18 protein-coding genes are annotated in these 21803 nt (G+C 72.4%); 7 read left to right on the plus strand and 11 right to left on the minus strand.

Translation table 11 applies throughout. The features are described 5' to 3' along the window. The first annotated feature begins 40 nt into the window (after window positions 1-40). Both ACTWPV_RS17570 and ACTWPV_RS17575 read left to right on the plus strand, forming a co-directional pair. Window positions 41-499, plus strand: coding sequence for a hypothetical protein (locus ACTWPV_RS17570; protein WP_347645012.1), 459 nt, complete (start codon window positions 41-43; stop codon window positions 497-499). Further along, the gene (locus ACTWPV_RS17575; RefSeq protein WP_443152582.1) at window positions 496-1110 is read left to right on the plus strand and encodes a TetR/AcrR family transcriptional regulator; all 615 of its coding nucleotides are present in this window, start codon (window positions 496-498) and stop codon (window positions 1108-1110) included. The genes ACTWPV_RS17570 and ACTWPV_RS17575 overlap by 4 nt, the downstream gene beginning before the upstream one ends. A 10-nt stretch (window positions 1111-1120) precedes the next feature. Here the strand turns inward: ACTWPV_RS17575 and ACTWPV_RS17580 are convergent, their stop codons facing one another. The 3 genes from ACTWPV_RS17580 to ACTWPV_RS17590 are packed head-to-tail and all read right to left on the minus strand — an operon-like array spanning window position 1121 to window position 4091. Beyond that, window positions 1121-2080 carry a phosphotransferase family protein gene (locus tag ACTWPV_RS17580; protein ID WP_443152583.1) on the minus strand — a complete coding sequence of 320 codons (960 nt, stop codon included), beginning with the start codon at window positions 2078-2080 and terminating at the stop codon, window positions 1121-1123. Beyond that, window positions 2077-3267 (minus strand): acyl-CoA dehydrogenase family protein, encoded by a 1191-nt coding sequence (locus tag ACTWPV_RS17585; RefSeq protein ID WP_443152584.1) that lies wholly within the window; start codon window positions 3265-3267, stop codon window positions 2077-2079. The genes ACTWPV_RS17580 and ACTWPV_RS17585 overlap by 4 nt, the downstream gene beginning before the upstream one ends. 41 nt (window positions 3268-3308) lie before the next feature. Beyond that, window positions 3309-4091: a CPBP family intramembrane glutamic endopeptidase gene (locus tag ACTWPV_RS17590; protein ID WP_443152585.1), complete on the minus strand. Its 783-nt coding sequence runs from the start codon at window positions 4089-4091 to the stop codon at window positions 3309-3311. A 116-nt stretch (window positions 4092-4207) separates the two neighbouring features. On the opposite strand from ACTWPV_RS17590, the gene ACTWPV_RS17595 reads away from it, so the two are divergent. Beyond that, entirely contained in the window at window positions 4208-4558 is a 351-nt protein-coding gene (locus ACTWPV_RS17595; RefSeq protein WP_443152586.1) for a DUF6285 domain-containing protein, read from the plus strand. Between the two features lie 87 nt (window positions 4559-4645). Here the strand turns inward: ACTWPV_RS17595 and mctP are convergent, their stop codons facing one another. Next, the gene (gene mctP, locus ACTWPV_RS17600) at window positions 4646-6256 is read right to left on the minus strand and encodes a monocarboxylate uptake permease MctP (protein ID WP_347645018.1); all 1611 of its coding nucleotides are present in this window, start codon (window positions 6254-6256) and stop codon (window positions 4646-4648) included. Then, window positions 6253-6462: a DUF3311 domain-containing protein gene (locus ACTWPV_RS17605; protein ID WP_347645019.1), complete on the minus strand. Its 210-nt coding sequence runs from the start codon at window positions 6460-6462 to the stop codon at window positions 6253-6255. The genes mctP and ACTWPV_RS17605 overlap by 4 nt, the downstream gene beginning before the upstream one ends. A gap of 307 nt (window positions 6463-6769) precedes the next feature. On the opposite strand from ACTWPV_RS17605, the gene ACTWPV_RS17610 reads away from it, so the two are divergent. Further along, entirely contained in the window at window positions 6770-7672 is a 903-nt protein-coding gene (locus ACTWPV_RS17610; RefSeq protein WP_443152587.1) for an SDR family oxidoreductase, read from the plus strand. A 3-nt stretch (window positions 7673-7675) separates the two neighbouring features. Here the strand turns inward: ACTWPV_RS17610 and ACTWPV_RS17615 are convergent, their stop codons facing one another. The 5 genes from ACTWPV_RS17615 to ACTWPV_RS17635 form a co-directional block, all read right to left on the minus strand. After that, a complete protein-coding gene (locus ACTWPV_RS17615) occupies window positions 7676-8620 on the minus strand; it encodes a helix-turn-helix transcriptional regulator (RefSeq protein ID WP_347645021.1) in 945 nt (314 codons plus the stop codon). Further along, complete coding sequence (locus tag ACTWPV_RS17620) at window positions 8602-10212, minus strand: CocE/NonD family hydrolase (RefSeq protein WP_443152588.1); 1611 nt, start codon at window positions 10210-10212, stop codon at window positions 8602-8604. Before ACTWPV_RS17620 ends, ACTWPV_RS17615 begins: the two co-directional genes overlap by 19 nt. A 97-nt stretch (window positions 10213-10309) precedes the next feature. Continuing rightward, on the minus strand, window positions 10310-13795 hold the full coding sequence (locus ACTWPV_RS17625; RefSeq protein ID WP_443152589.1) for a S8 family serine peptidase: 3486 nt from the start codon (window positions 13793-13795) through the stop codon (window positions 10310-10312). Between the two features lie 210 nt (window positions 13796-14005). After that, window positions 14006-14614, minus strand: coding sequence for a TetR/AcrR family transcriptional regulator (locus tag ACTWPV_RS17630; protein ID WP_347645024.1), 609 nt, complete (start codon window positions 14612-14614; stop codon window positions 14006-14008). Between the two features lie 120 nt (window positions 14615-14734). After that, entirely contained in the window at window positions 14735-15928 is a 1194-nt protein-coding gene (locus tag ACTWPV_RS17635; protein ID WP_347645025.1) for a cytochrome P450, read from the minus strand. Between the two features lie 267 nt (window positions 15929-16195). Between ACTWPV_RS17635 and ACTWPV_RS17640 the strand changes: the two genes are divergently transcribed. Together ACTWPV_RS17640 and ACTWPV_RS17645 are read left to right on the plus strand one after the other, a co-directional pair. After that, window positions 16196-18334, plus strand: a complete 2139-nt coding sequence (locus ACTWPV_RS17640) for an anthranilate synthase component I (protein WP_443152590.1) — start codon at window positions 16196-16198, stop codon at window positions 18332-18334. A 41-nt stretch (window positions 18335-18375) separates the two neighbouring features. After that, entirely contained in the window at window positions 18376-19533 is a 1158-nt protein-coding gene (locus tag ACTWPV_RS17645) for an amidohydrolase family protein (protein WP_443152591.1), read from the plus strand. Window positions 19534-19585: 52 nt separating this feature from the next. Here the strand turns inward: ACTWPV_RS17645 and ACTWPV_RS17650 are convergent, their stop codons facing one another. Next, a complete protein-coding gene (locus ACTWPV_RS17650) occupies window positions 19586-21091 on the minus strand; it encodes a carboxylesterase/lipase family protein (RefSeq protein WP_443152592.1) in 1506 nt (501 codons plus the stop codon). A 95-nt stretch (window positions 21092-21186) separates the two neighbouring features. Between ACTWPV_RS17650 and ACTWPV_RS17655 the strand changes: the two genes are divergently transcribed. Further along, complete coding sequence (locus ACTWPV_RS17655) at window positions 21187-21798, plus strand: TetR/AcrR family transcriptional regulator (RefSeq protein WP_443152593.1); 612 nt, start codon at window positions 21187-21189, stop codon at window positions 21796-21798. Window positions 21799-21803 lie beyond the last annotated feature (5 nt).

Genomic DNA, 21803 nt, shown 5'->3' on the forward strand with positions numbered 1-21803 from the left:
GCGGACACAGGGCGGCGACGGCGGGAGGGCGGGGCGGCACGTGAACCACGGGACCCGGCAGGTGATGGGCGCCGTCGCCGGACTGGCCGCGCTCATCCCCGTCTACTACCTGACCGAGGCGGCCGCCAGGGCCCTGCGCACGGGCGTCGCCACGTTCGGCCCGGCGCCGGCCGGCCTGGCCTGCCTGGGGGCGGTGGCCGTCATCGTCACCGTCCTCACCGCCTGGCCTGCGGCGGCGCTGTGCTGCGGCGTGCCGCTGGCGTCGGCCGGTCTCCTGTTCGCCCTCGACGTGGACGCCGCGCTCGGCGCCGCCGGCCGCCTGCCCTGGGCCGCGGCGGGCGGGCTGCCGTGGCCGGGACCGGACGGCGTGCCGTGGGCGCAGCCGGGCGAGCCGCCCGGCACGCTGGCCGGGATGACGGGCCTCTACCTGCTCATCGGAGCGCTGCTGGTGCTCTCGGCGCTGCTGCCCGTCCGGTTGCGATCTATCCTGGGAAGGTGAGCGGGCGGGATCCGGATCGGCGCAGGGCGCTGCTCGACGCGGCAGACCGGGTCATCACCGACGACGGCCCCGAGGCGTCGATGGCGGCCATCGCCGCCGCGGCGGGCGTCACCAAACCTGTCCTCTACCGCCACTTCGGCGACAAGAGCGGCCTCTACCAGGCGCTGGCCGACCGGCACGTGCGCACGGTCATCGGCCGGCTGCGGCCCTGGCTCGCCGCGCCGGGCATGGACCCGCGCGGCCGGGCGCGAGCCGCCATCAGCGTCTACCTCGACCTGATCTCCGCCAATCTCAACCTCTACCGGTTCCTGTTCCTCCGGGCCGGAGCCGAGGACACCGCGATCCGCTCCCGCATGACCTCCCTGGTGCGCGGCCTGGGGGAGGAACTGGGCGCGGTGCTGGCCGCCGAGGGCGCGGTGGCCGATCCGGTGCGGGCGCAGGTGCTCGGGCACGCCTTCGTCGGCATGGTGCAGACGACCGGCGACTGGTGGCTGGAGCATCCGGAGGTGGACCGCACTCAGGTGGTGGAGGGGCTGGTGGACGTGATCGCCGCCGCTGTCTCCGGCGCGGTCTCCGGCGCCGGGGCCCCGCACGCCGCGGGGAAGGGCTGAGGGACGCCCTTCACCCGCGGGCCGCGCGATCGCGCACCATCTGGAGCAGGTCCCACTCGTTCTGGCACACCCGCCGCCCGATCGCGGCCAGCTCGACCGACCGCGCGCCGCCGCGCAGGTGCCGCATGGTCTGCATGACGCAGATGACGCCCCACTTGAGCACGCCGAACGTCTCCCACCAGCGCAGCGCCTCCCGGTCCACCGGAGCGCCGCCCGCCCGCTCGTACGCGTCGATCAGGTCGTCGTAGTGCCCGAAGCCGCCGACCGGCAGCGGCGAGCCGAACCGCCACGCCTTCACGCACAACCACCCGAGGTCCTCCAGCGGGTCGCCGGCGTGGGCGAGCTCCCAGTCGAGCACCGCCCTGATCCCCTCGGGGCCGACGATCAGGTTGCCGTTGCGGAAGTCGCCGTGCACGACGGTCGTCCGCGAGCCGGGCGGCCGGTCGGCGGCGAGCCGGCGCAGGGCCAGCTCGAACACCGGATGCGGCTCGCCGAGCTGGTCGAGCAGGTCGCGCCAGCGCAGCAGGGGATCCTCCTGCTCGTCCCGCGGCGCGCAGGACAGCGGCATCCGGTGGACGGCCGCGAGCGCCCGCCCGCACTGGGCGGCCAGCAGGGGCCTGGCCGCGGCGTAGGCGTCGTCGCGCAGGATCCTGCGCGGGATCGTCTCCCCGGGGACCCGGGTCATGAGGAGGTACGAAGCGCCGGAGGTGACGATCCCGGGCACCGGCACACCCGCGTCCGCCGCGGCCCGCATCAGCCTCGCCTCGGCGGCCAGGCCTCCGCCGGCCTCGGCCTGCGGGGCCGCTCCGGGCGAGTCGAGCCGCAGGACCAGCTCGTGCCGGTTCCCGTCCGGGCCGGCGACGTCGAGGGCCCAGGTCTCCCGTGACGCTCCGCCCGGAAGCCTGACGCTCGACGTGACGCGCGTGCCCGGTCCGAACGCCTCGACGGCGATGGCGTGCGGATCGTTCACCGCAGGCCGAACGCCCAGGTGCCGCCCGCCGCGTAGGTGCCCAGGACGCGCCGCCCCACCGCGTCGATGTGCACCTCGTCGGGCCCGTCGTAGATCCGCCCGGCCCGCGCGTGCCGGTACATCCGATCCAGCGGCGTGTCGGGGGTCAGCCCGGCGGCGCCGTACACCTGGATGGCCCGGTCGATCACGTTGTGCAGCATGCGCGCCCCCACCACCTTGATCGCCCCGATCTCCACCCGCGCCTGCGACCCCGCGTCGATGGCCTCGGCGGCGTCGAGCGTGAGCAGCCTGGCGGCCTGGATCTCGGCGTAGGAGTCGAACACGTGCTGCCGCATGAGCTGCTTGGCGGCCAGCGGCTCGCCTAACGCGGTGCGCTCGTGCATCCTGCGGCACATCAGGTCGAACGCCCGCTGGGCCTGCCCCAGCCAGCGCATGCAGTGGAAGATCCGGCCCGGCCCGAGCCGCTTCTGCGCGATGACGAACCCCCGCCCGCGCGGCCCGAGCAGGTTGCCGGAGGGCACGCGGACGTCGTCGTAGCGCACCTCGCAGTGCGCCCCGTCGAGCCCGAGCACGGGCGTCTCGCGCACGATCGTGTAACCGGGCGTGCCGGTCGGCACCAGGATCATGGAGAACGCCAGGTGCGGCGGGGCGTCCTGCTCGGTCCTGCACATCACGGTCGTGTACGCCGCCCGCGACGCTCCCGTGGTGAACCACTTGTGCCCGTTGATCACCCATTCGTCGCCGTCCAGCACGGCGGAGGTCGCGATCTGCGTGGGGTCGCTGCTCGACACCGCCGGTTCGGTCATCGCGAAGCTGGGCCAGATGTCGCCGCGCACCAGCGGCTCAAGATAGCGTTCCCGCTGCTGGGGCGAGGCGTGCTCGTGCAACATCAGCGAGTCCTGGAGGGTGAACGTGCCGAGCGCGAGCTGGCCGTACTCGCTGCGCCCCTGCACCTCGTTGACGTAGACGTAGTCGAGGAACGGCAGCCCGCCGCCGCCCAACTCGCGCGGATGGCCGAGCGCCCACAGGCCCTCCTTCTTCGCCTCGGCCCGCAGCTCGTCCAGGGTCTGCGCGGCCGGTGGCCCGCCCGCGTGCAGCACCGGCTCCGCCGGCTCCACCCGCTCGGTCATGAACGCGTGCACGGCGTCGCGAACAGGGCGGATGTGGTCAGGTACGGCGAAGCTCATGCAAGGATCTCAACGCCAAATCGTTGCCCAGTCAACCACCCTCAGGGCAGCCAGCTCACCTTGCCGCGCAGGAAGGCGTACCCGACGAAGGCCACGGCGTCGATCAGCGTGTGCGCCACGATCAGCGGCATCGCCCGCCCCCAGCGCTGGTACAGCCGCCCGAACACCACGCCCATCACCACGTTGCCGACGAAGCCCCCGAACCCCTGATACAGGTGGTACGACCCCCGCAACACCGACGACACCACGACGGCCTTCCACGGGGACCAGCCGGCCTGCCCCAGCCGGTGCAGCAGATATCCGGCGACCAGCACCTCCTCCAGCACGCCGTTCTGCGCGGCGGCGAGCAGCAGCACCGGCACCTGCCACCACACCTCGGGCAGCGCGCCGGGCACGACGGTCAGGTTCACCCCGGCCGCCCACACCGCGAGGTAGAACGCCAGCCCCGAGCCGCCGATCGCGGCCGCCAGCGCCGCCCCGCGCAGCAGGTCGCCCCCGGGCCGGCGGAAGTCGGCGCCGATCGTGCGCAGCGACTCGCCCGACCGCACCAGCAGGTACGCCACCAGCCCGACCGGCGCCACCGCGATCGCGATCTGCACGAGCTGCAACGCCAGGTCCAGCCAGGGCCGATCCGGCGCCATCGACCCGACGAGCACGGCCTGCTGGCCCTTCAGCTCCTTCGGCGCCGTGAGCGCCCCGATCAGCCGCACGATCGCCACCAGGGCGCTGGCGCCGAGCGAGACCGACAGCACGACGATGACCTCGGCCCGGATGAGGCGGGGCCCGAGCACCGGGGCGGGCGCGAGCGGAGACTGTGTGGTCATGGCCGCAGATTAGCCTCTCCATGATCGGATGCGAATAAAGGCCCCACACCTTCGCCATGCCGTCGGACGTGTCCCGGTGCCTTCGCCCGGCGTCCCGCCGAACCTACCCTGGACGGGTGAGCCCTTCCAGCCCGCACGACGTGCCCACGGCGGCGCAGCTCGTCGCCGCGGTCCGCGACTTCCTCCAGACCGACGTGCTCCCCGCCGTGGACGGCAGGACGCGCTACCACACCCGGGTGGCGATCAACGTGCTCGGCATGGTGGAGAGGGAGATCGAGCTCGGCCCCGGCCAGGCGGGCGAGCACGCGGCCCGGCTGGCCGCCCTCGGCGTGGACGACGACGCCGAGCTGGCCGCCGCCATCCGCGAGGGCCGCGTCGAGGACGGTGAGGCGCTCATCTCCGCGCTGGAGCAGGCCGTGCTGGCCAAGCTGGCGGTGGCCGACCCGGACTACCCGGCGACCGGCTGACGGCTCCCCGCCCGCCCCGGCCACCGGCCCGGGGGGCGGGCCGGCCCGCCCCCCGGGCGGTGGGGAGCGGGCCGGGACGCCGTCGCGTCAGTGGGAACCGGTCAGGTCCAGGTCCTTGACCTTCGGCTCGCCCTCGTCGGCGAAGTAGTCGTCGCGCGCGGTCGCGTCGTCGCCGTCGGCCACCTTCGTGGCACGGAACAGCAGCGTGCCGAGCACCGCCACCACGAGGTTGACGATCAGCGCCAGGAACCCGGCGTAGACCGTCATCTTGGTGTCGAAGCCCAGGTTGGACAGCCCGAACGCCGAGCCGCCGAAGTGCGCCTTGCCGCTGGCCGGGTTGGGGATCAGGTAGAGCATCCACATGCCGGCCGCCAGGCCGGCCGCCCAGCCCGCGATCAGGCCGCCCTTGTGGAACCAGCGCGTGTAGAGCCCCAGCGCCACCGACGGCAGCGTCTGGAGGATGATCACGCCGCCGATGAGCTGCAGGTCGATCGAGAACTGCGGGTCGAGCAGCAGGATGCACAGCACCGCGCCCACCTTGACCACCAGCGACACGATCTTGGAGACCTTGGCCTCCTGGGAGTCGGTGGCGTTCTTGTTCACGTATTCGCGGTAGATGTTGCGGGTGAACAGGTTCGCCGCCGCGATCGACATGATCGCCGCGGGGACGAGCGCGCCGATGCCCACGGCGGCGTACGCGACGCCCGCGAACCAGTCGGGGAACATCTGGTCGAACAGCACCGGCACGATGGTGTTCGCGTCGGCCTTGCCGTTCTCGCCCACGATCGGCTTGGTGCCCGCCGCGATCGCCATGAAGCCGAGCAGCGCGATCAGGCCCAGCACGAAGCTGTAGGCGGGTAGCGCCGACATGTTCCGCTTGATGACGTTGCGGTTCTTCGAGGCCAGGACGCCCGTGAGGCTGTGCGGGTAGAGGAACAGCGCCAGCGCCGAGCCGAAGGCCAGCGTCACGTACTGGAGCTGGTTGCCGGCGTTGAGGATGTAGCCGTCACCCTGCGCGGGCGTGGCCTCGAACTTGGCCTTGGCCGCGTCGAAGATGGAGTCCCAGCCGCCCAGACGCGACGGGATGTAGATGACCGCCGCCAGGATCACGATGTAGATGAGCGCGTCCTTCACGAACGCGATGAGCGCGGGCGCGCGCAGCCCCGACTGGTACGTGTACGCCGCCAGGATCGCGAACGCGATGATGATCGGCAGGTGGCCCGTGATGCCCATGGCCTTGAGCACCGCCTCGATGCCCACGAGCTGCAGCGCGATGTAGGGCATCGTGGCCACGAGACCGGTGATCGCGATGGCCAGCGCCAGCGTCGGCGAGCCGAACCTGGCGCGCACGAAGTCGGCGGGCGTGACGAACCCGTGCACGTGCGAGACCGACCACATCCGCGCCAGCACCAGGAACACCAGCGGATAGACGACCACGGTGTACGGCAGCGCGTAGAAGCCCAGGGCGCCGGCGCTGAACACCAGCGCGGGCACCGCCACGAAGGTGTAGGCGGTGTAGAGGTCGCCGCCGACCAGGAACCAGGTGATCCACGAGCCGAAGTTGCGCCCGCCGAGGCCCCATTCCTTGAGGCTGGCCAGGTCGTCGGGCCGCCGCCAGCGCGAGGCGACGAAGCCCATCCCGCTGACGAGGACGAACAGCAGGGTGAAGACGACCAGCTCGGTCACGTGCCCGCTCATTTGGTCATCCTGTAGACGATGGTGGTGCACGAGACGCCCACCACGATGAAGGCCAGCTGGAGCCAGTAGAAGAGCGGGAAGCCCAGCAGGCGCGGCTCGTCGGCGTTGAACAGGAACGTCAGCAGCGGCAGCACGATGGGCACGACGAGCAGCCAGTTCCATGGGCTGCGGTCGGTGCGTGGCTGCCCGGGTTCGCCGGTAGTCATCGACCCTCCGATGAATGGATCAGAGCCGCTTGTCACCGGCTCCTGACGATTAGTCAGCAGAGGGAGAGTAACTTCGCGGGGATATGTAACCCAATGTCCGGCATATTACGGTTTGGCCTAAATGTCGGTGGGGCTTCCGACATCCGAGACGCCTCGGCCCCGGCAAGGTCACGTCGCCCGTACAGACCCTAGTGACAGGCGGGCCACGAGCGAGAGACCCGATCGCTGAGCGGTCGGTCGGGTGCGCCGAACGGTCCGCCGGAAAACATGACATGAGGTGTCCTCTTTTGGCGCGACGATCGGCCGCATGATTGTCGTAGTGGCGGGCGCGACCCGCGGAACAGGACGAGGCATGGCGGTCGAGCTGGGCGCGGCCGGAGCGACGGTGTACTGCACGGGCAGGAGCACCCGCGCGGGGCGCTCGGAGATGGACCGCCCGGAGACCATCGAGGAGACGGCCGAGCTGGTGACCGCGGCCGGCGGCACGGGCATCCCGGTCCGGACCGACTTCCTGGTGCCGGAGCAGGTGGCGGCGCTGGCCGCGCGGGTCGAAAGCGACCACGGCCGGCTCGACGTGCTGGTCAACGACGCGTGGGGCGGCGACCACCTGTGGGAGTGGGACACCCCCGTCTGGAAGCACGACCTGGACAACGGGCTGCGCCTGCTCAGGCTGGCCATCGACACCCACATCATCAGCGCCAGGCACCTGTTCCCGCTGCTCGTCAGGAACGAGGGCGGGCTCGTGGTGGAGGTCACCGACGGCACCAGGGCCTACAACGAGACCCACTACCGGGAGAACGTCTACTACGACCTGGCCAAATGGTCGGTGAACCGGCTGGCGTTCGCTTGGTCCACCGAACTGCGCCCGCACGGCGGCACGGCCGTGGTGGTCACGCCGGGATTCCTGCGCTCGGAGGCGATGCTCGAGCACTACGGCGTCACCGAGGACACGTGGCGGGAGGCGACGATGGAGAGCGGGCACCAGCGCGCCTGGATGGTCTCCGAGACGCCCGCCTACATCGGCAGAGGCGTAGCCGCGCTCGCCCAGGACCCGGACAAGGCGCGCTGGTCGGGCCGATCGGTGGACAGCGGCGAACTGGCCGACGCGTACGGCGTCACCGACGTCGACGGCAGCCGCCCCCAGGTGTGGCGCTACATCACCGAGGTCCTCGACAAGGGCGGCGACGCCGGCTGGGAGGCCTACCGCTGACGCTCAGCGGCCATAGAGCGCGGCCATGCGGGCGGCGGCGTCGGCGAGCATCGCGCGCAGCTCCTGCGGTTCGAGCACCTCCGCCTCCGGCCCGAACCGCAGCACCTGCGAGTACGCCACCTGCGCCGACTCCACCGCCAGCCGCACGGTGCCGTCGGGCTGGAGCGAGGCGAGCGCGTCGTCGACCGCGGCCGGGTCGGCGACGTGCCGCAACATCCGCACCCCGCGCTCGGTGAGCCGCAGCGTGATCGTGTCCCTGAGCAGCGAGCGGCTGAACTCCGCCGACCGCCCGGCCCAGAAGGCGGCCAGATCGAAGCCGGGGTCGCGGTCGAAGGGTTCGGCCAGCTCGGTGACCTCGCCGAACCGGTGCACCCGGAAGATGAGGAACCGGGCCGCGCGCCGGGCGGCCAGGTACCAGGTCCCCGCCTTGAGCACCAGCCCGTACGGCTCCAGCGTGCGGGCGGCGCCCTTGTAGACGGCGCGGACGCGGCGGTCGCTCCACACGGCCCTGGCCAGCGGCCCCAGCGCCGCCGGGGGCGGGTCGTCGCCGGCGAACCAGCCGGGCGCGTCCAGGTGGAAACGTTGCGCGGCGACCACCGGAGCGTCGCGCAGGGCGGGGGAGAGGGCGGCGGCGGCCTTCAGCCGGGCCGTGGCCGCGACCTCCGCCAGCCCCATCTCCCGCAGCGCCCCCGGCACCCCCGACAGGAACAGCGCCTCCGCCTCCGCCCTGTCCAGCCCGGTCAGCCGCGTACGGTAACCGTCGAGCAGCCGGTAGCCGCCGCCCCGCCCCCGGTCGGCGTAGACGGGCACGCCCGCCTCCGACAGCGCGAGCACGTCGCGGTGCACGGTCCGCTCCGAGACCTCCAGTTCGGCGGCCAGCTCGGCCGCCGTCATCCCGCCCCGGCCCTGCAGCAGCAGGACCAGCGACATCAACCGCGAGGCGCGCACAGCGGCAACACCACGGCGGAGGGACGCTCGGGGGAGTGGAACACCTCGACGTCGGCGGGCACCAGCTCGCCGTCCCAGCCGCCCGAGCCGTCCGCCGCGAGCGGGTGGCCCGTGCCGGTGTTGCGGGCGATCGTCGGGTACGCCCCGGCCGCCACGTGCAGCCTGATCCGGTGCTCGCGCCCGAACCGATGCGCCATTGGCCACAGGTCCACCTCCACCCTGCGCACGCCGTGCCCGTCGCCAGGCCCGTCGCTCGGCCCCAGGCGGCGCACGCCCTCGCACACGTTGATCGAGCGCCCGTCCGGGTGCACGTCGCACACCCGCACGACGACATCCACGTACGGGGTGCTCGACCGCACGAACAGCTCCGCGCGGACCGGGCCGATCATCTCGACCGCCTCCCTCAACGCCGGGGAGCTGTAGACCAGCACGTCGCGGCGCTGTTCCAGCCGCCGCTGGTCGCGCGGCCTGGAGTCGCCGAGCAGCACGGGCCCGCCGATCACCGGCGTTGGGTGGGCGGGGTGGTAGCGGAAACGGTCGGGCTCGGCCTCGCGCGGGCCCTCCACCCCGAGGCCGAACCCGTGCTGCAGGTGCCAGCGCTGCTCCCGCGTCCCGGGCACGGGCCAGTCGGAGTGGTCGCGCCACTGCCCGGCGCCCGTCACGTAGATCCGCACCGGGTCGGGCCGCAGCCGTGAGTGGTCGCCGAGGAGGTGCGCGCGGAACCAGGCCGTCGCCTCGGCCAGCGTGGGACGCCCGTGCCGGGCGTCGATGTGGTACCACGGCCCGATCGTCAGGTAGGGCCGCCGTCCCGCCGCCCGCAGGGCCGCGTAGTCCTTGAGCTGCCAGGGGAGGAAGACGTCGTACCAGCCGCCCAGCATCGTGACCGCCGCGTCCACCTCGCCCACCTTAGGGGAGAAGTCACGCTTGTCCCAGTAGGGGACGTGCGGGTCCTCGTGGTGCGCGATCAGGTCCTGGTAGAAGCGGAGCGGCCGGCCGGCCGAGACCACGTCCAGCTCGGCCACCGGGCGGCCCGACAGGACCGCCCTGCGGGTGAGCCGGGGCGCGGTCAGCACCGAGGCGCCGCCGAACCGCCGCGACAGGCCGTCGGTGAGCGTCGTCCAGCTCAGCGCCGACTCCAGCGCGAACGCGCCGCCCACGTAGGCGGCGTCCCGGAACTGGGAGGCGGTGATCTGCAGGGCCATGGCCTTCAGCTCGGGCCCGGCGTAGGGGGCGATCGCCCACTGGGTGTATCCCAGGTAGGAGGGGCCGAACATGGCGAACGAGCCGCCGTACCACGGCTGCTCGCGCAGCCACGCCACGGTGGCCAGGCCGTCCTCGTGCTCGTCGCCGAGCGGATCGAGCAGGCCGCCGGAGCCGAAGCCGCCGCGGCAGCTCTGGATGACGACATGGAAGCCCTGCCGGGCGAAACCACGGCCGTAGACCAGGCCGAGCCAGCCGCGCCGGCCGTACGGCGAGCGCATCAGGATGACGGGGGCCGGCTCGCCCGAGGCGGGAGCGTAGTGGTCGGCCAGCAGCGTCACGCCGTCCGGCATCGGGACGGGAAGATCACGCCGGACCCGCACACGTCTCATGTACTTACCAGTAACAGACGCGTCCGCGCAGGTGGCACCCGGGGGTGGCAGCGCCCGCCCCGCGCGGCGCGGGGCGGGCGCGATCGTCACCGGAGCGCTACTCCTTGTCCGGGCGCTCCGAGATGCGCACGGCGTTGACGAGCGTCGACCCCTCCCGCGTCGCGAAGCGCACGTTGAGCTGGCCGTCGGTGACTTGCACCGTGTACTGCCTGGACACGGCCGTGTACGTGCCCGCCTCCAGGGCCAGGTCGAGCGCCGGGATCGCGAGCTGGCCCTCGACCAGCACGTCGAAGACCCGCCGGCCCATCTGCATGTTGCGGATCTCGGCGAAGTCCAGCTCGACGGTGTACGTCCCCGCGGGGACGCCGTCGAAGCGGTACTCCAGCATGTCCTCCCTGGCCGTCCTGAACAACGACTGGTCGCCGGTGCCGCGGATGGTCCTGGACGTGCTGCGCGTCCGGCTGCGGTCGGCGACGTAGCCGTGGCCGCCCGGGGTGTACTTCCTGTCCCGCGTCCAGACGTCACCGGCGCCGTCGGTCACGTTCCTGGAGCCGCCCACGTCGACGGCCACCTGGTGCTCGGGCACCACGACCGTCACCGCGATCTCGATCGTCGGCTGCCGGCCGCTGGCCGACTTCACCAGCAGCGTCCCCTCGCGTACGGTGCCGGGGGCGACGCCGTCGCTGGAGACCGTCACCTCCAGCTCCACCGACCCGCCCTTGGCCAGCTCGCCCTCCGCCGGCGTCACGGTGAACCACTCGCCGCCCGTCACCGTGTACGGCGTGGTCGAGCCCAGGTTCGTCAGCTCCAGCGTCCGGGTGCGCGTGGCATCGGACGGCAGCACCACGGTCAGCTCGGCGGCCGACGCGCTCACCCGTCCCGTGACCAGCGCCGTGTCGATCGACGTCACGACCGTGGGCGCGACCGTCACCGGCTGCGTGAACGTGCCGTAGTGCTCCTTGGACACCTCGACCTCGTAGTCGCCCGCCAGCACCTGGCCGTAGAAGCGGCCGTCCTCGCCGGTGGTGAACGTGGCCACGTCGCCCACCTTCACCGTCGCCCCGGCCAGCGGCTCGCCGTCGTTGGCGTCGGTGACCGCCCCGGTGACCAGGCCGTGCCTGCCGGCCGTGAACGTCAGGGCCTGCCCGGTGGGCAGCACCGCCTCCTGGTAGGCGTAGAGCAGCCCGTCGTCGCCCGCGGCGTTCTCCACGCCGATGGTGGCGCTGGTGCCCTGCTCGCGCTCACTGTCCACGTCCTTGTACCGGAAGCCGATCGAGCCGTTCTCGCCCAGCAGCGCCGCGAACGACAGCCGCTGGGCCGTGTCGTTGTAGAAGGTGACGTTGCGCCACTCGATGACGAACGTGCGGTTCGGGGCCGTGCCCGTCACCGCCGTGTAGACCCCGCCCTGGTCGTCCACCCTGAGGTCGTCCCAGTACGGGTAGACCGCGTTGTTAGGGGTGCCCGAGGACGGGAGCGTGCCGTTGCCGGCGGCGGTCACCCGGTCGGCGGCGAAGGTGGCGAACCCGTTCGTGGCGATCCAGGCCTTCGTGTGGCCGGTGCCGTAGAACGGGACCGCGAACGGCAGCGTCACCTGCTGGGCCTCGTCGTCGCCGGTCAGCGCCAGCTTCTCGGTTCCCGCCACGTACGCCTGGTCGCCGATCGCGCACGTGTAGCCGAAGTTGTCGCCGCGCAGCGGCAGCTCCACGTCCTTGACCACGTCGCCGGCCACCGTCACCTCGGCCGTCGCGCCGCTGGAGCAGCGGGAGACGGGGGTGACGACCAGCTCGTGCTCGCCGTGCGGCAGCGTCAGGCTGTAGCGGCCCGACGCGTCGGTCACCGCGCTCACCGGCGTGCCGGTGGCCGCCACCGTCGCGCCGGTCTCCGGCGTGCCCGCCGTGGTGACCGTCCCGGACACCACGCCCGACGCCTTCCTGGTCATGGTCACGTCCGCGGTCGCCGTCTCCCCGGCGGCGACCGTCACGGAGGTGGTGGCGGTGTCGTAGCCGAACTTCCCGGCGCTGAGCTCGTACTCGCCCGGCAGCAGGCGGGGGATGGCGTACGCGCCGTCCTCGCCGGTGGTCACGCTCCGGGTGAGCGGCCCGGTCACCGTGATCGTCGCGCCGGCCACGGGCTCGCCGCCCGCGGTGACGGCGCCCTCGAGGGCGCCGGTCTCCCCGGCGGGAGCGGCCTGTACGGCGGCGAAGGTGTCGAGCCTGCCCTCGCCCCACACGTTGTTGTCGGCGGCCGTGCCGCCGCAGCTGGTGTCCTCGACGTCCACGGCGGTGGTGTCCAGCAGCGGCCGGGTGCCCTCCACGTCACCCGCGAGGGCGGGCGAGGCCGACCAGATCAGCGCCACCGTGGCCGCCACGTGCGGGGAGGCCATCGACGTGCCGGTGTAGGTGTCGTAGGTGCCGCCGGGCGTCGAGGAGCGCACGTTGACGGCGGGCGCGGCGATGTTCGGCTTGATCTCCCCGTCCTCGCCCGCGCCCTTGCTCGAATTGCGGTAGAGCGCGTTGTCGATGTCGAAGCCGCCCGCGCTGTAGCTCATGACGTACTGGCCGGGGGAGCCGGAGGTCTGGCAGGCGGGCCCTTCGTTGCCGTTGGCGAAGGCCGGGAAGATGCCCGCGGCGATCCACGCCTCGACGACCGGCTTGTACCACGGGTCGAACCCGTCGCCGCCCCACGAGTTGTTGACGATGTCGGGCGCCAGGTCGGGGCGCGGGTTCTCGCCGTTCACGTCGGTCGGGGCGAGCATCCACTGGCCGGCGGCGATCAGCGACGCGTCGCTGCAGAAGTTGGACTCGCAGCCCTTGGCCGCGATCCACCGGGCGCCCGGCGCGACGCCGATGCCGTTCGCACCGACCATGGTGCCCATGGTGTGCGTGCCGTGGCCGTTGTTGTCGCACGGCGCGGGCGACGGGCAGACGCCGGCCGGGTCGAACCAGTTGTAGTCGTGGCTGAACGTGCCGTCCGCGTTCCTGCCCCGGTAGCCGGCGACCAACTCGGGGTGGTCGAACTGGGCGCCGGAGTCGATGTGGGCGATGACGATGCCCTCGCCCCGGTTGCCCAGCTCGTTCCAGACGCGCGGGGCGTTGACCCGGTCGATGTTCCACTCGACCGCGTTCACCCTGGCCTCGGCCTTGCCGGGCGTGGGCTTGGGGATCGCGACGGTGCGGATCGGGTCGATGCGGTCGACGTCAGGTAATTTGGCGATCTCGGCCGCCAGCTTCTCGTCCGCGGTGACCTGCACCGCGTTGACGATCCAGTACGGGGTGTACGCGGCGTGCTGGGAGTCCAGCAGTTTGCGTAGGCCCGCCTGGGAGCTCGTGGCCCGTTCGGTCTTGGCCTTGAAGACCTGCTCGGCCTTCGCGTCCTTGGTTTCGGCCCGGCGGGCGCCGCTCAGGTCGGCGGATCCCTTCATCCGGACCCAGAAGGTGGCCTTGTCGTCCTGCGCCAGCTGCGCCTGGACGACACTGTCGATCTTGCCCGGGTCGGGCGCCGCCTGGGCCGCCTGCGGGACGAGGAGGCCGGCGGCGGTGACGATCCCGGTGAGGATCGCACGCCAGCGGGGGGTGTGGGGCACGCGCTCTCCTTAGGACAGAAGAGGTGATCTTTACGCCTCTGTGGAGAAGGGTGAAGAGCTCCTGTCCGGAAAGCAAGACTTGTCATGAAATGTTACTTTGCGGGGAAAAATGTAATCTGGTCGGCTGAAATGTCGTCATAGAGGCCACGTCGCCGACCAGGTTCGTTCCGGCCCTTCGCCCAGGTGGAGCAGCTCCCCGGGACGGCCGGCCTAGCCCTCCGCTCCCGCCGGGCGCCAGCCGAGCTGCCACGCGACGCGCAGGAAGTAGGCCTTGATCTCCGCGGCGCTCTCGTCGTCGGGGTGGGTGCCCAGGTGGTGGAGCACGGCGCCGCTGAGCGCCTCCTGCACGGTGTCCAGGTCGACGCCGGCCGGGAAGCACCCGCTCTCGCGCGTGCGGAGCAGCAGCTCGCGCACCACCGCGGCCCGCCGCCCGCTGTTGACCTGGCGGTACGTCGTGGTCAGCTCCGGGTAGTCGTCACGGGCGCCGTAGACCCGGCGCAGCAGGCGGCGGTTGCGCGGCACCGCCAGATGGGCGGCCCACTCGTCGAGCATGTGGTCGATGTCCCGCCAGCCGGTGAACGCCGGGTCGTGGTCGTGGTTGGCCCACTCCAGGGCCCGCACCAGCAGCGCGGTCTTGTCGGCGAAGCGGCGGTAGACCGTCGCCCTGGTGACCCCCGCCCGCCGGGCGACCTGCTCGATGCTGGTGTGCCTGGCGCCCTGCTCGATGAGCACGTCGAGCGCGGCGGTGAGGATGGCCAGATCCGCCTCCTGGCTGCGCGGCCGGCCGGCCGGCCGCGGGGACGTCGTGCGGTCGGTCATGTCGGTCGCTCCTCGTCATTCGTCGCGGGTCGCCGGCCCGCGGGGACGGCGGCCCTGGTCAAGGAAACCCGCGGGAAGGGCGGCCCGCAGGAGTCTAGTGAGCCGTGCCGCGCCGGTCGTTCAGCTCGCGTCCCAGGTGACCGGGAGGTGGTGGACGCCGTAGATGAGCATGTCGGTGCGGAGCGGCACCTCGTCCGGCCCGACGGCGAGCCGCAGCGACGGGAACCGCGCGAACAACGCCGGGTAGGCCGCCCTCATCTCCACCCGCGCCAGCTGCTGGCCGAGGCACTGATGCACGCCGTGACCGAAGGCGACGTGCCCGCCGCCCGGCCGGTGCAGGTCGAGGGTGTCGGGGTCGGGGAAGCGCTCGGGGTCGCGGTTGGCGGCCGGGATCGAGATGGTGACCGACTGCCCGGCCCGTACCAGCTCGCCGCCGAGCTCGACGTCCTCCAGCGCGGTGCGCACGAGGAAGGGGATGATGCTGAGGTAGCGCAGCAGCTCCTCCACGACCTGGTCGATCCGGTCCGGCTCCCCGCGCAGCACGGCGAGCTGCCCGGGGTGGCGCATCAGCGCGAAGGCGCCCAGGGCGATCATGTTGGCGGTGGTGTCGAGCCCGGCGCCCAGCAGCATGAAGCCGATGTTGGTCAGCTCTTCGTCGGTGAGGTCGCTCCTGGTCAGGCCGCTGAGCAGGTCGTCGGTGGGCGTGGCCCGCCTGGCCAGGACCAGCTCCTCCATGTGCGCCCGCAAGGCGAGGAAGGTGGCGATCCGTTCCTCGCGCGGGAGGTCCATCCGCGTCATCCTGCCGCCCTGGGCCTGGAAGCGCTCGCTCTCCTCCTCCGGCACGCCGAGCAGCTCGCCGATCACCAGCGCGGGGATCGGCATCGCGAACGTCTCCACCAGGTCGGCGGGCGGCCCCTGCCGCTCCATGGTGTCCAGCCGCGCCGTGGTGAGTTCCTCGATGCGCTCGGTGAGCCGGCGCATCCTGCGCACGGTGAACTCGCCGGCCAGCAGGTGGCGGTAACGCGTGTGCACGGGCGGATCGGTCGAGACGAACATCCCGGGAGGCGCGGCCTGGGCGGGCCCCTGACCGGGCTCCTCGACGGGGTGGTGCCGTAGCTCGGACCTGGCGCTGAAGCGCTTGTCGGCCAGCACGTCCCGCGCCAGCGCGTGGGAGGTCACCAGCCAGCCGCGGTGGCCGTCGGGGTAGGCGAGCGGGGTGATGGGCCGGGCCCGGCGCAGCTCGGCCAGGTCGCCGGGCGGGTCGAAGGGCGTGGGCCGCGCGGTGGGGAGCGTGATCGCTCCGGTCTCGGTCATCCTGGGTCTCCTCTCGACCGGTCAGATTTGAATACAGTACTGCTCTGTATTCAAATAGGCGACACCGGGGGCGGCGAGCGGGTCGCGTTGCGCGATCATGGTGCGGGAGCTAACCTGTCCCCATGCGAAATCACGCTCAGCTCCAGTGGTGGCGCCGCTTCTAGGCGGCGCGTGTTTCGCATTCCTCAAAGGACGGCCGCCCCGGATGGCGGCCTTTCTCGTGTCCGCCCCCGGGGCTCATCATGTTGACGTGATAAGGGGCAGCAAGTGGAGACGAGCGGATATACCACCGCGGGGGGCATCGTCGTCGAGCGCGAGACGCGCGAGGTGGACGAGGCGGCGCTCGAAGAGATCGTGACGGCCCTCGGAGAGAGACGCGGGGGAGCCTTCTCCTCGGGCATGGACTATCCGGGCCGCTACAGCCGCTGGGCGTTCGGCTACGTCGATCCCTGCCTGGAACTGGTCGCCAAGGGCCGCACCATCGCGGCCGTCGCGCTCAACGAGCGCGGCAGGGTCGTGCTGCCCGCCGTCGCCTCCTGCCTGCTGGCGGCGGGCAAGCCCGTCAGCGAGCCCACGGCCGACCGCGTCGAGGTGCACGTGGCCGAGCCCGGCAGCGATCCCGGAGATCTCCTGCCGGAGGAGATGCGCAGCCGCCGGCCCACCGTGTTCACCGCGATCCGCGAGGTCATCGCCGCCTTCAAGGGCGACGACCCCCACCTCGGCCTCTACGGCGCCTTCGGCTACGACCTGGCCTTCCAGTTCGAGCCGATCCGGCAGGAGCTCGTCCGCCCCGACGACCAGCGCGACCTCGTGCTGCACCTGCCCGACCGGCTCGTCGTGATCGACCGGCAGCGCGAGACCAGCCTCGAGTTCCGCTACGAGTTCACCGTCGACGGCGCCACCACCCGCGGCCTCGACAGGGCGGGCGCCACCGAGGCCCCGGTCGCCCCCGCCCAGGTGCCGCCCGACCCGGAGAAGGGCGAATACGCCAAGGTCGTCGCCGCCGCCAAGGAGAAGTTCAAGCGCGGCGACCTGTTCGAGGTCGTGCCCGGCCAGGTCTTCCACGCCACCTGCGCCGACCCGTCCGCCTTCTACCGCGGCCTGCGCCAGAGCAACCCGGCCCCGTACGAGTTCATCATCAGTCTCGGCGAGGGCGAGCACCTCGTCGGCGCCTCGCCCGAGATGTACGTCAGGGTGAGCGGCGACCGCGTCGAGACCTGCCCCATCTCCGGCACCATCGCCCGCGGCAGCAACCCGGTCGAGGACGCCGAGGCCATCCGCACCCTCCTGTCCAGCGTCAAGGAGGAGTCGGAGCTGACCATGTGCACCGACGTCGACCGCAACGACAAGTCGCGCATCTGCGTGCCCGGCACGGTCAAGGTCATCGGCCGCCGCCAGATCGAGCTCTACTCCCGCCTGATCCACACCGTCGACCACATCGAAGGCCGCCTGCGCCCCGAGTTCGACGCGCTAGACGCCTTCCTGACCCACATGTGGGCCGTCACGGTCACCGGCGCCCCCAAGACGTGGGCCATGCAGTTCATCGAGGACCACGAGGCCACCACCCGCCGGTGGTACGGCGGCGCCATCGGCGTCATCGGCTTCGACGGCTCCATGAACACCGGCCTGACCCTGCGTACCGCCCAGATCAAGAACGGCGTGGCCACCGTGCGGGCCGGCGCCACGCTGCTGTTCGACTCCGACCCCGAGGCCGAGGAGCGCGAGACCGAGCTGAAGGCCAGCGCCCTGCTCGGCGCCCTGGCGGCGGTCGGGCGGACCGGCGCGGAGGCCGTCGCCGAGACCAGGGAGCAGCCGGGCCACGGCATGAAGGTGCTGCTCGTCGACCACGAGGACTCCTTCGTCAACACCCTGGCCGACTATTTCCGCCAGGAGGGCGCCGCGGTGACGACGCTGCGCCACGGCTTCCCGCCCCGCATGCTCGACGAGATCGCCCCCGACCTGGTGGTGCTCTCGCCCGGCCCCGGCTGGCCGACCGACTTCGGCATGTCGGCGCTGCTCGACCAGATCTACGCCCGCGACCTGCCGGTCTTCGGCGTCTGCCTCGGCCTGCAGGCCATGGTCGAGCACGCCGGCGGCACCCTGGAACTGCTCGACTACCCCGAGCACGGCAAGCGCGGCCAGGTCGCGCGGCTCGGCGACGGCGCGCTGCTGGAGGGGCTGCCCGCGGAGTTCACCGCGGCCCGCTACCACTCGCTGCACGCCAAGCGGCCCGGCGTCGTCGGCTTCACGCCGACCGCGCTCACGCCCGACGGCAACGTCATGGCCATCGAGGACGCCGAGCGGCGGCGCTTCGCCGTGCAGTTCCACCCCGAGTCGATCCTGACGCAGGAGGGCGGCGCGGGCGCGAAGGTCATCGCCAACGTGCTGCGTCTCTGCCGTAGGTAAAACGCCCGCGGGCGCGTGCGGGGCTCGCCTAGAGTTCCCGCATGCTCCCCGCAGACCTGCCCGGCACGGTACGCGACGCGCTGCTCGCCCCGCTCGTCGACCACCACTGTCACGGGGTGCGGCGGGACGACCTGACCAGAGCCGAGTTCGAGCTGCTCATCAACGAGGGCGGCAGCCCGGCGCCGCCCGGCACCACCCACTTCGACACGCCGTTCGGCGCGGCGGTGCGCCGCTGGTGCGCGCCGCTGCTCGACCTCGAACCGCACGCGCCGCCCGCCGTCTACCTCGCCCGCCGCGCCGAGCTGGGCGCGGGCGAGGTCAACCGGCGGCTCCTGGCGGCGGCCGGCGTGGTGGCCTTCCTGGTGGACACCGAACCGGCCGGCGCCTGGGAGGACGGCGAGCTGCTGTCGGCCACCGAGATGGGCCGGCACGGCGGCGCCGCCGCCGACGAGCTCGTACGGATCGAGGCCGTCGAGCGCGACGTGGCCGAGACGGCGCAGATCTCCGTCGACTACCTCGACGACCTTGGCGAGAAGCTGACCGCGAGGGCCGCCAGGGCGGTCGGGCTCACGACGGTCATCGGGTCGCTCTACGGCCTCGACTTCGACCCGTCCCGGCCCAGCAGGGGCTCGGTGATCGCGGCGGTCAACCGGCGGCTGTCCGACCCCAAGGAGCCGCTGACGGACCCCTTCCTGCTGCGCCACCTGCTGTGGATCGCGATCGACGTGGCCAGGGAGCGGGGGCTGCCCGTGCAGTTCCACACCGGCTTCAGCGGTTCCGGGCCCGACCTGCACCGCAGCGATCCGGCCAGGCTGGGCGCCCTGGTCAGGGCGCTGCAGCCGGCCGCCGTGCCGGTCATCCTGCTGCACTGCTACCCGTTCCACCGTCAGGCCGCCTACCTGGCCGGCCTCTACCCGCACGTCTACGTGGACGTCGGGCTCGCGCTCCCGCACACCGCCGCTGCCTCGGCGAGGGTCGTGGAGGAGCTGCTGGAGCTGGCGCCCTTCCACAAGCAGCTGTTCGGCTCCGGCTGCCACTCCGTGGCCGAGACCGGCTACCTGGGCGCGCTCTCCTACCGGCGGGCGATGGGCGCGGCGCTGCGGGCCAGGCTCGGCTCGGGGGAGTGGAGCGTCGCGGACGCGGCCAGGGTCGCCCACATGATCGGCTCGGGGAACGCCCGCCGGATCTACCGGCTGTGACGCGGGCTTCGAGGGGCGCGTCGAGACGTCCTGACCTGCGGTGTCCCCGCACTTACGAGAGGTCGAAGGGGGCGGGGAAGTGGCCTTCCCAGATCCGGCGGGAGGCCTGTTCTGGGTAGGGCCGGGTCTGCGACTCGGCGTCCAGGACGCGGGTGAGCCGCTGATCGGGCCGGTGGGCGGCCCATCCCGCGTCCCCGGTGGTGACGAAGCGGACCCATGCCTCCTTGAGCTCGCGGGAGAGCGCGACGGCCTCGGGGGTGGGCTCGTCGCCGATGAGCTGCGTGCCGACAGGGCTGCCCAGTGTGCCGAACGCCAGGGGGATGTCGAGGCTGTGGCAGGCGCCCAGGGCGCCGCCGAGGACCGGGGCGGTCCAGCGTAGTTCGAACACGTACGACGTGCCGCCGGCTGCGGCGTTGGCCTCGGCCAGCTTCTGTGACGGCATGCGGAAGAGGGCGTCGGAGTACACCGTCTCCACCAGCTCCTCCGGGCCGGCCTGCGGGAACGCGGCGCGGTACGCCTCGGGGCCGTGCGGCTGCGGGGCGAGCAGTTCCAGGGCGGCCTGGGCGTCCTGCTCGGTGTAGGTGCCCTGTCGTCCGCTCATGACGCTGAAGAAGCGGAACTCGTCCCGGGTGTGGCCGACGAGCAGCTCGGTCCCGCTCGCGCGCCCGCCGGTCAGCGCGGGCCAGGGCGTTTCGGGGAGGACCTCACCGTCGACGACGGGGCACAGGGCGGTGCCGGTCTCCGTGAGCCGTCCCCAGCTCTCCCGGTGTGCGTGGAGGCCGGCGTTGAAGGAGGTGAGCTCCGCGGCCAGGTGCCAGGGGTCGATGTCGCGCAGGGCCGCAGCGGTGGAGGCCGCCGCGCCGAGCCGGTCCGCGAGCGCGGCGGTGACCTGCCGTGCCAGCGCGGGGGTGCTGTGCAGGCCCGGCACCGAGTGGGCCATGGCCCGCCGGAAGAGGCCGCGCGCCGGCTTCATCGTCAGCAGGGCGGCGACCGACCCCGCTCCGGCGGACACCCCGGCCACGGTGACCCGGCCGGGGTCGCCTCCGAAGGCGGCGATGTTGCGCTGCACCCACTCCAGCGCCGCGATCTGGTCGAGGAATCCGCGGTTGGGCGGCGCGTCGTCGAGGAACGCGAAACCTTCCGCGCCCACGCGGCAGTTGATGCTCACCACGACGAGTCCGGCCTCGGCCAGCGCCGCCGGGTCGAACATCGGGTCGCTCGACGCCGCTGAGACGTAGCCGCCCACGGGGATCCACACCAGCACCGGCAGTCCTGCCGCGCCCGGATCCGGAGTGCCGACGTTGAGCGTCAGCCAGTCCGTGCCCTGCGGCGGACCCGTGTCGATCGGCAGGGACAGCGGCACGACGGGGCCGAACTCCGTCGCCTGCCTGGTCCCCTCCCAGCGGTGCGGCGGCGCGGGCGCGGCGAAGCGGAGCGCTCCCACCGGGGGCTGGGCGTACGGGATGCCGCGGAACACCGCGTGCCCCTGCCGTCGGCGCCCCTGCACCACACCTTCCGTGGTCCGCACCCTTGGCTGTTCCGGCAGTCGTTCAGGCATGGCGCTTCCTTCCTCAAGTGGATTCCAAGGTTATAAGTCAACTGTATTATGTCAACTGTATGAGAAAGGTTCGGGGTACGAGAGAGAGGTCGGCAATGCCCAAACAGGTGGATCACCGAGGACGCCGCGAAGCGATCGCCCGCGCGCTGTGGCGGGTGGTGGAGCAGCGCGGCGTTGCGCATCTGACGATGCGCGTGGTGGCGCGGGAGGCGGGCATCTCCCTCGGGCAGCTGCAGCACTATTTCGCCTCCCGGGCCGCCATGCTCTCCTTCGCCATGGATTTCGCGTCCGAGCAGACCTCGCTACGCGTCGGCCACGGACTCGAGAAGCTCGGTGACCGTCCGCACCCCCGTGACGTGCTGCGACTGACGCTCGCGGAAATGCTCCCCCTGCATGCCGACGCCCGCGCCACCAGCCGGATGAGCGCCGCCTACGTCCTGGAGGCGCTGCACGACGAGGCCGTCCACGAGCAGGCGCGCCGGGGTCTCGCCCACGGACGGGCCCAGGTCGAGCAGCTGGTCCGCCAGGCGGTCGCCGACGGGCACATCGACCCCGGCCGCGACCCGGCGACCGAGACCAACCTGCTTCTCGCCCTCACCGGATTCACCCCGCTGATCGAACTGGGCGTGATCGGGCCCGGGGACGCGCTCGCCGCGATCGATCTGCATCTGGACAGGCTGTTCAGCGGGAACGGCCGGAGCGCGTGACCTCC

The organism is Nonomuraea sp. KM88, assembly GCF_052245635.1.
GTDB lineage: Bacteria > Actinomycetota > Actinomycetes > Streptosporangiales > Streptosporangiaceae > Nonomuraea.

What these genes read in the sequence shown, in the direction of transcription:
- ACTWPV_RS17585 (WP_443152584.1), bottom strand. Translation starts at nt 3,267, where the DNA reads ATGAGCTTCGCCGTACCTGACCACATCCGCCCTGTTCGCGACGCCGTG.
- ACTWPV_RS17590 (WP_443152585.1), bottom strand. Translation starts at nt 4,091, where the DNA reads ATGACCACACAGTCTCCGCTCGCGCCCGCCCCGGTGCTCGGGCCCCGC.
- mctP (WP_347645018.1), bottom strand. Translation starts at nt 6,256, where the DNA reads ATGAGCGGGCACGTGACCGAGCTGGTCGTCTTCACCCTGCTGTTCGTC.
- ACTWPV_RS17605 (WP_347645019.1), bottom strand. Translation starts at nt 6,462, where the DNA reads ATGACTACCGGCGAACCCGGGCAGCCACGCACCGACCGCAGCCCATGG.
- ACTWPV_RS17610 (WP_443152587.1), top strand. Translation starts at nt 6,770, where the DNA reads ATGATTGTCGTAGTGGCGGGCGCGACCCGCGGAACAGGACGAGGCATG.
- ACTWPV_RS17620 (WP_443152588.1), bottom strand. Translation starts at nt 10,212, where the DNA reads ATGAGACGTGTGCGGGTCCGGCGTGATCTTCCCGTCCCGATGCCGGAC.
- ACTWPV_RS17630 (WP_347645024.1), bottom strand. Translation starts at nt 14,614, where the DNA reads ATGACCGACCGCACGACGTCCCCGCGGCCGGCCGGCCGGCCGCGCAGC.
- ACTWPV_RS17635 (WP_347645025.1), bottom strand. Translation starts at nt 15,928, where the DNA reads ATGACCGAGACCGGAGCGATCACGCTCCCCACCGCGCGGCCCACGCCC.
- ACTWPV_RS17645 (WP_443152591.1), top strand. Translation starts at nt 18,376, where the DNA reads ATGCTCCCCGCAGACCTGCCCGGCACGGTACGCGACGCGCTGCTCGCC.
- ACTWPV_RS17650 (WP_443152592.1), bottom strand. Translation starts at nt 21,091, where the DNA reads ATGCCTGAACGACTGCCGGAACAGCCAAGGGTGCGGACCACGGAAGGT.
- ACTWPV_RS17655 (WP_443152593.1), top strand. Translation starts at nt 21,187, where the DNA reads ATGCCCAAACAGGTGGATCACCGAGGACGCCGCGAAGCGATCGCCCGC.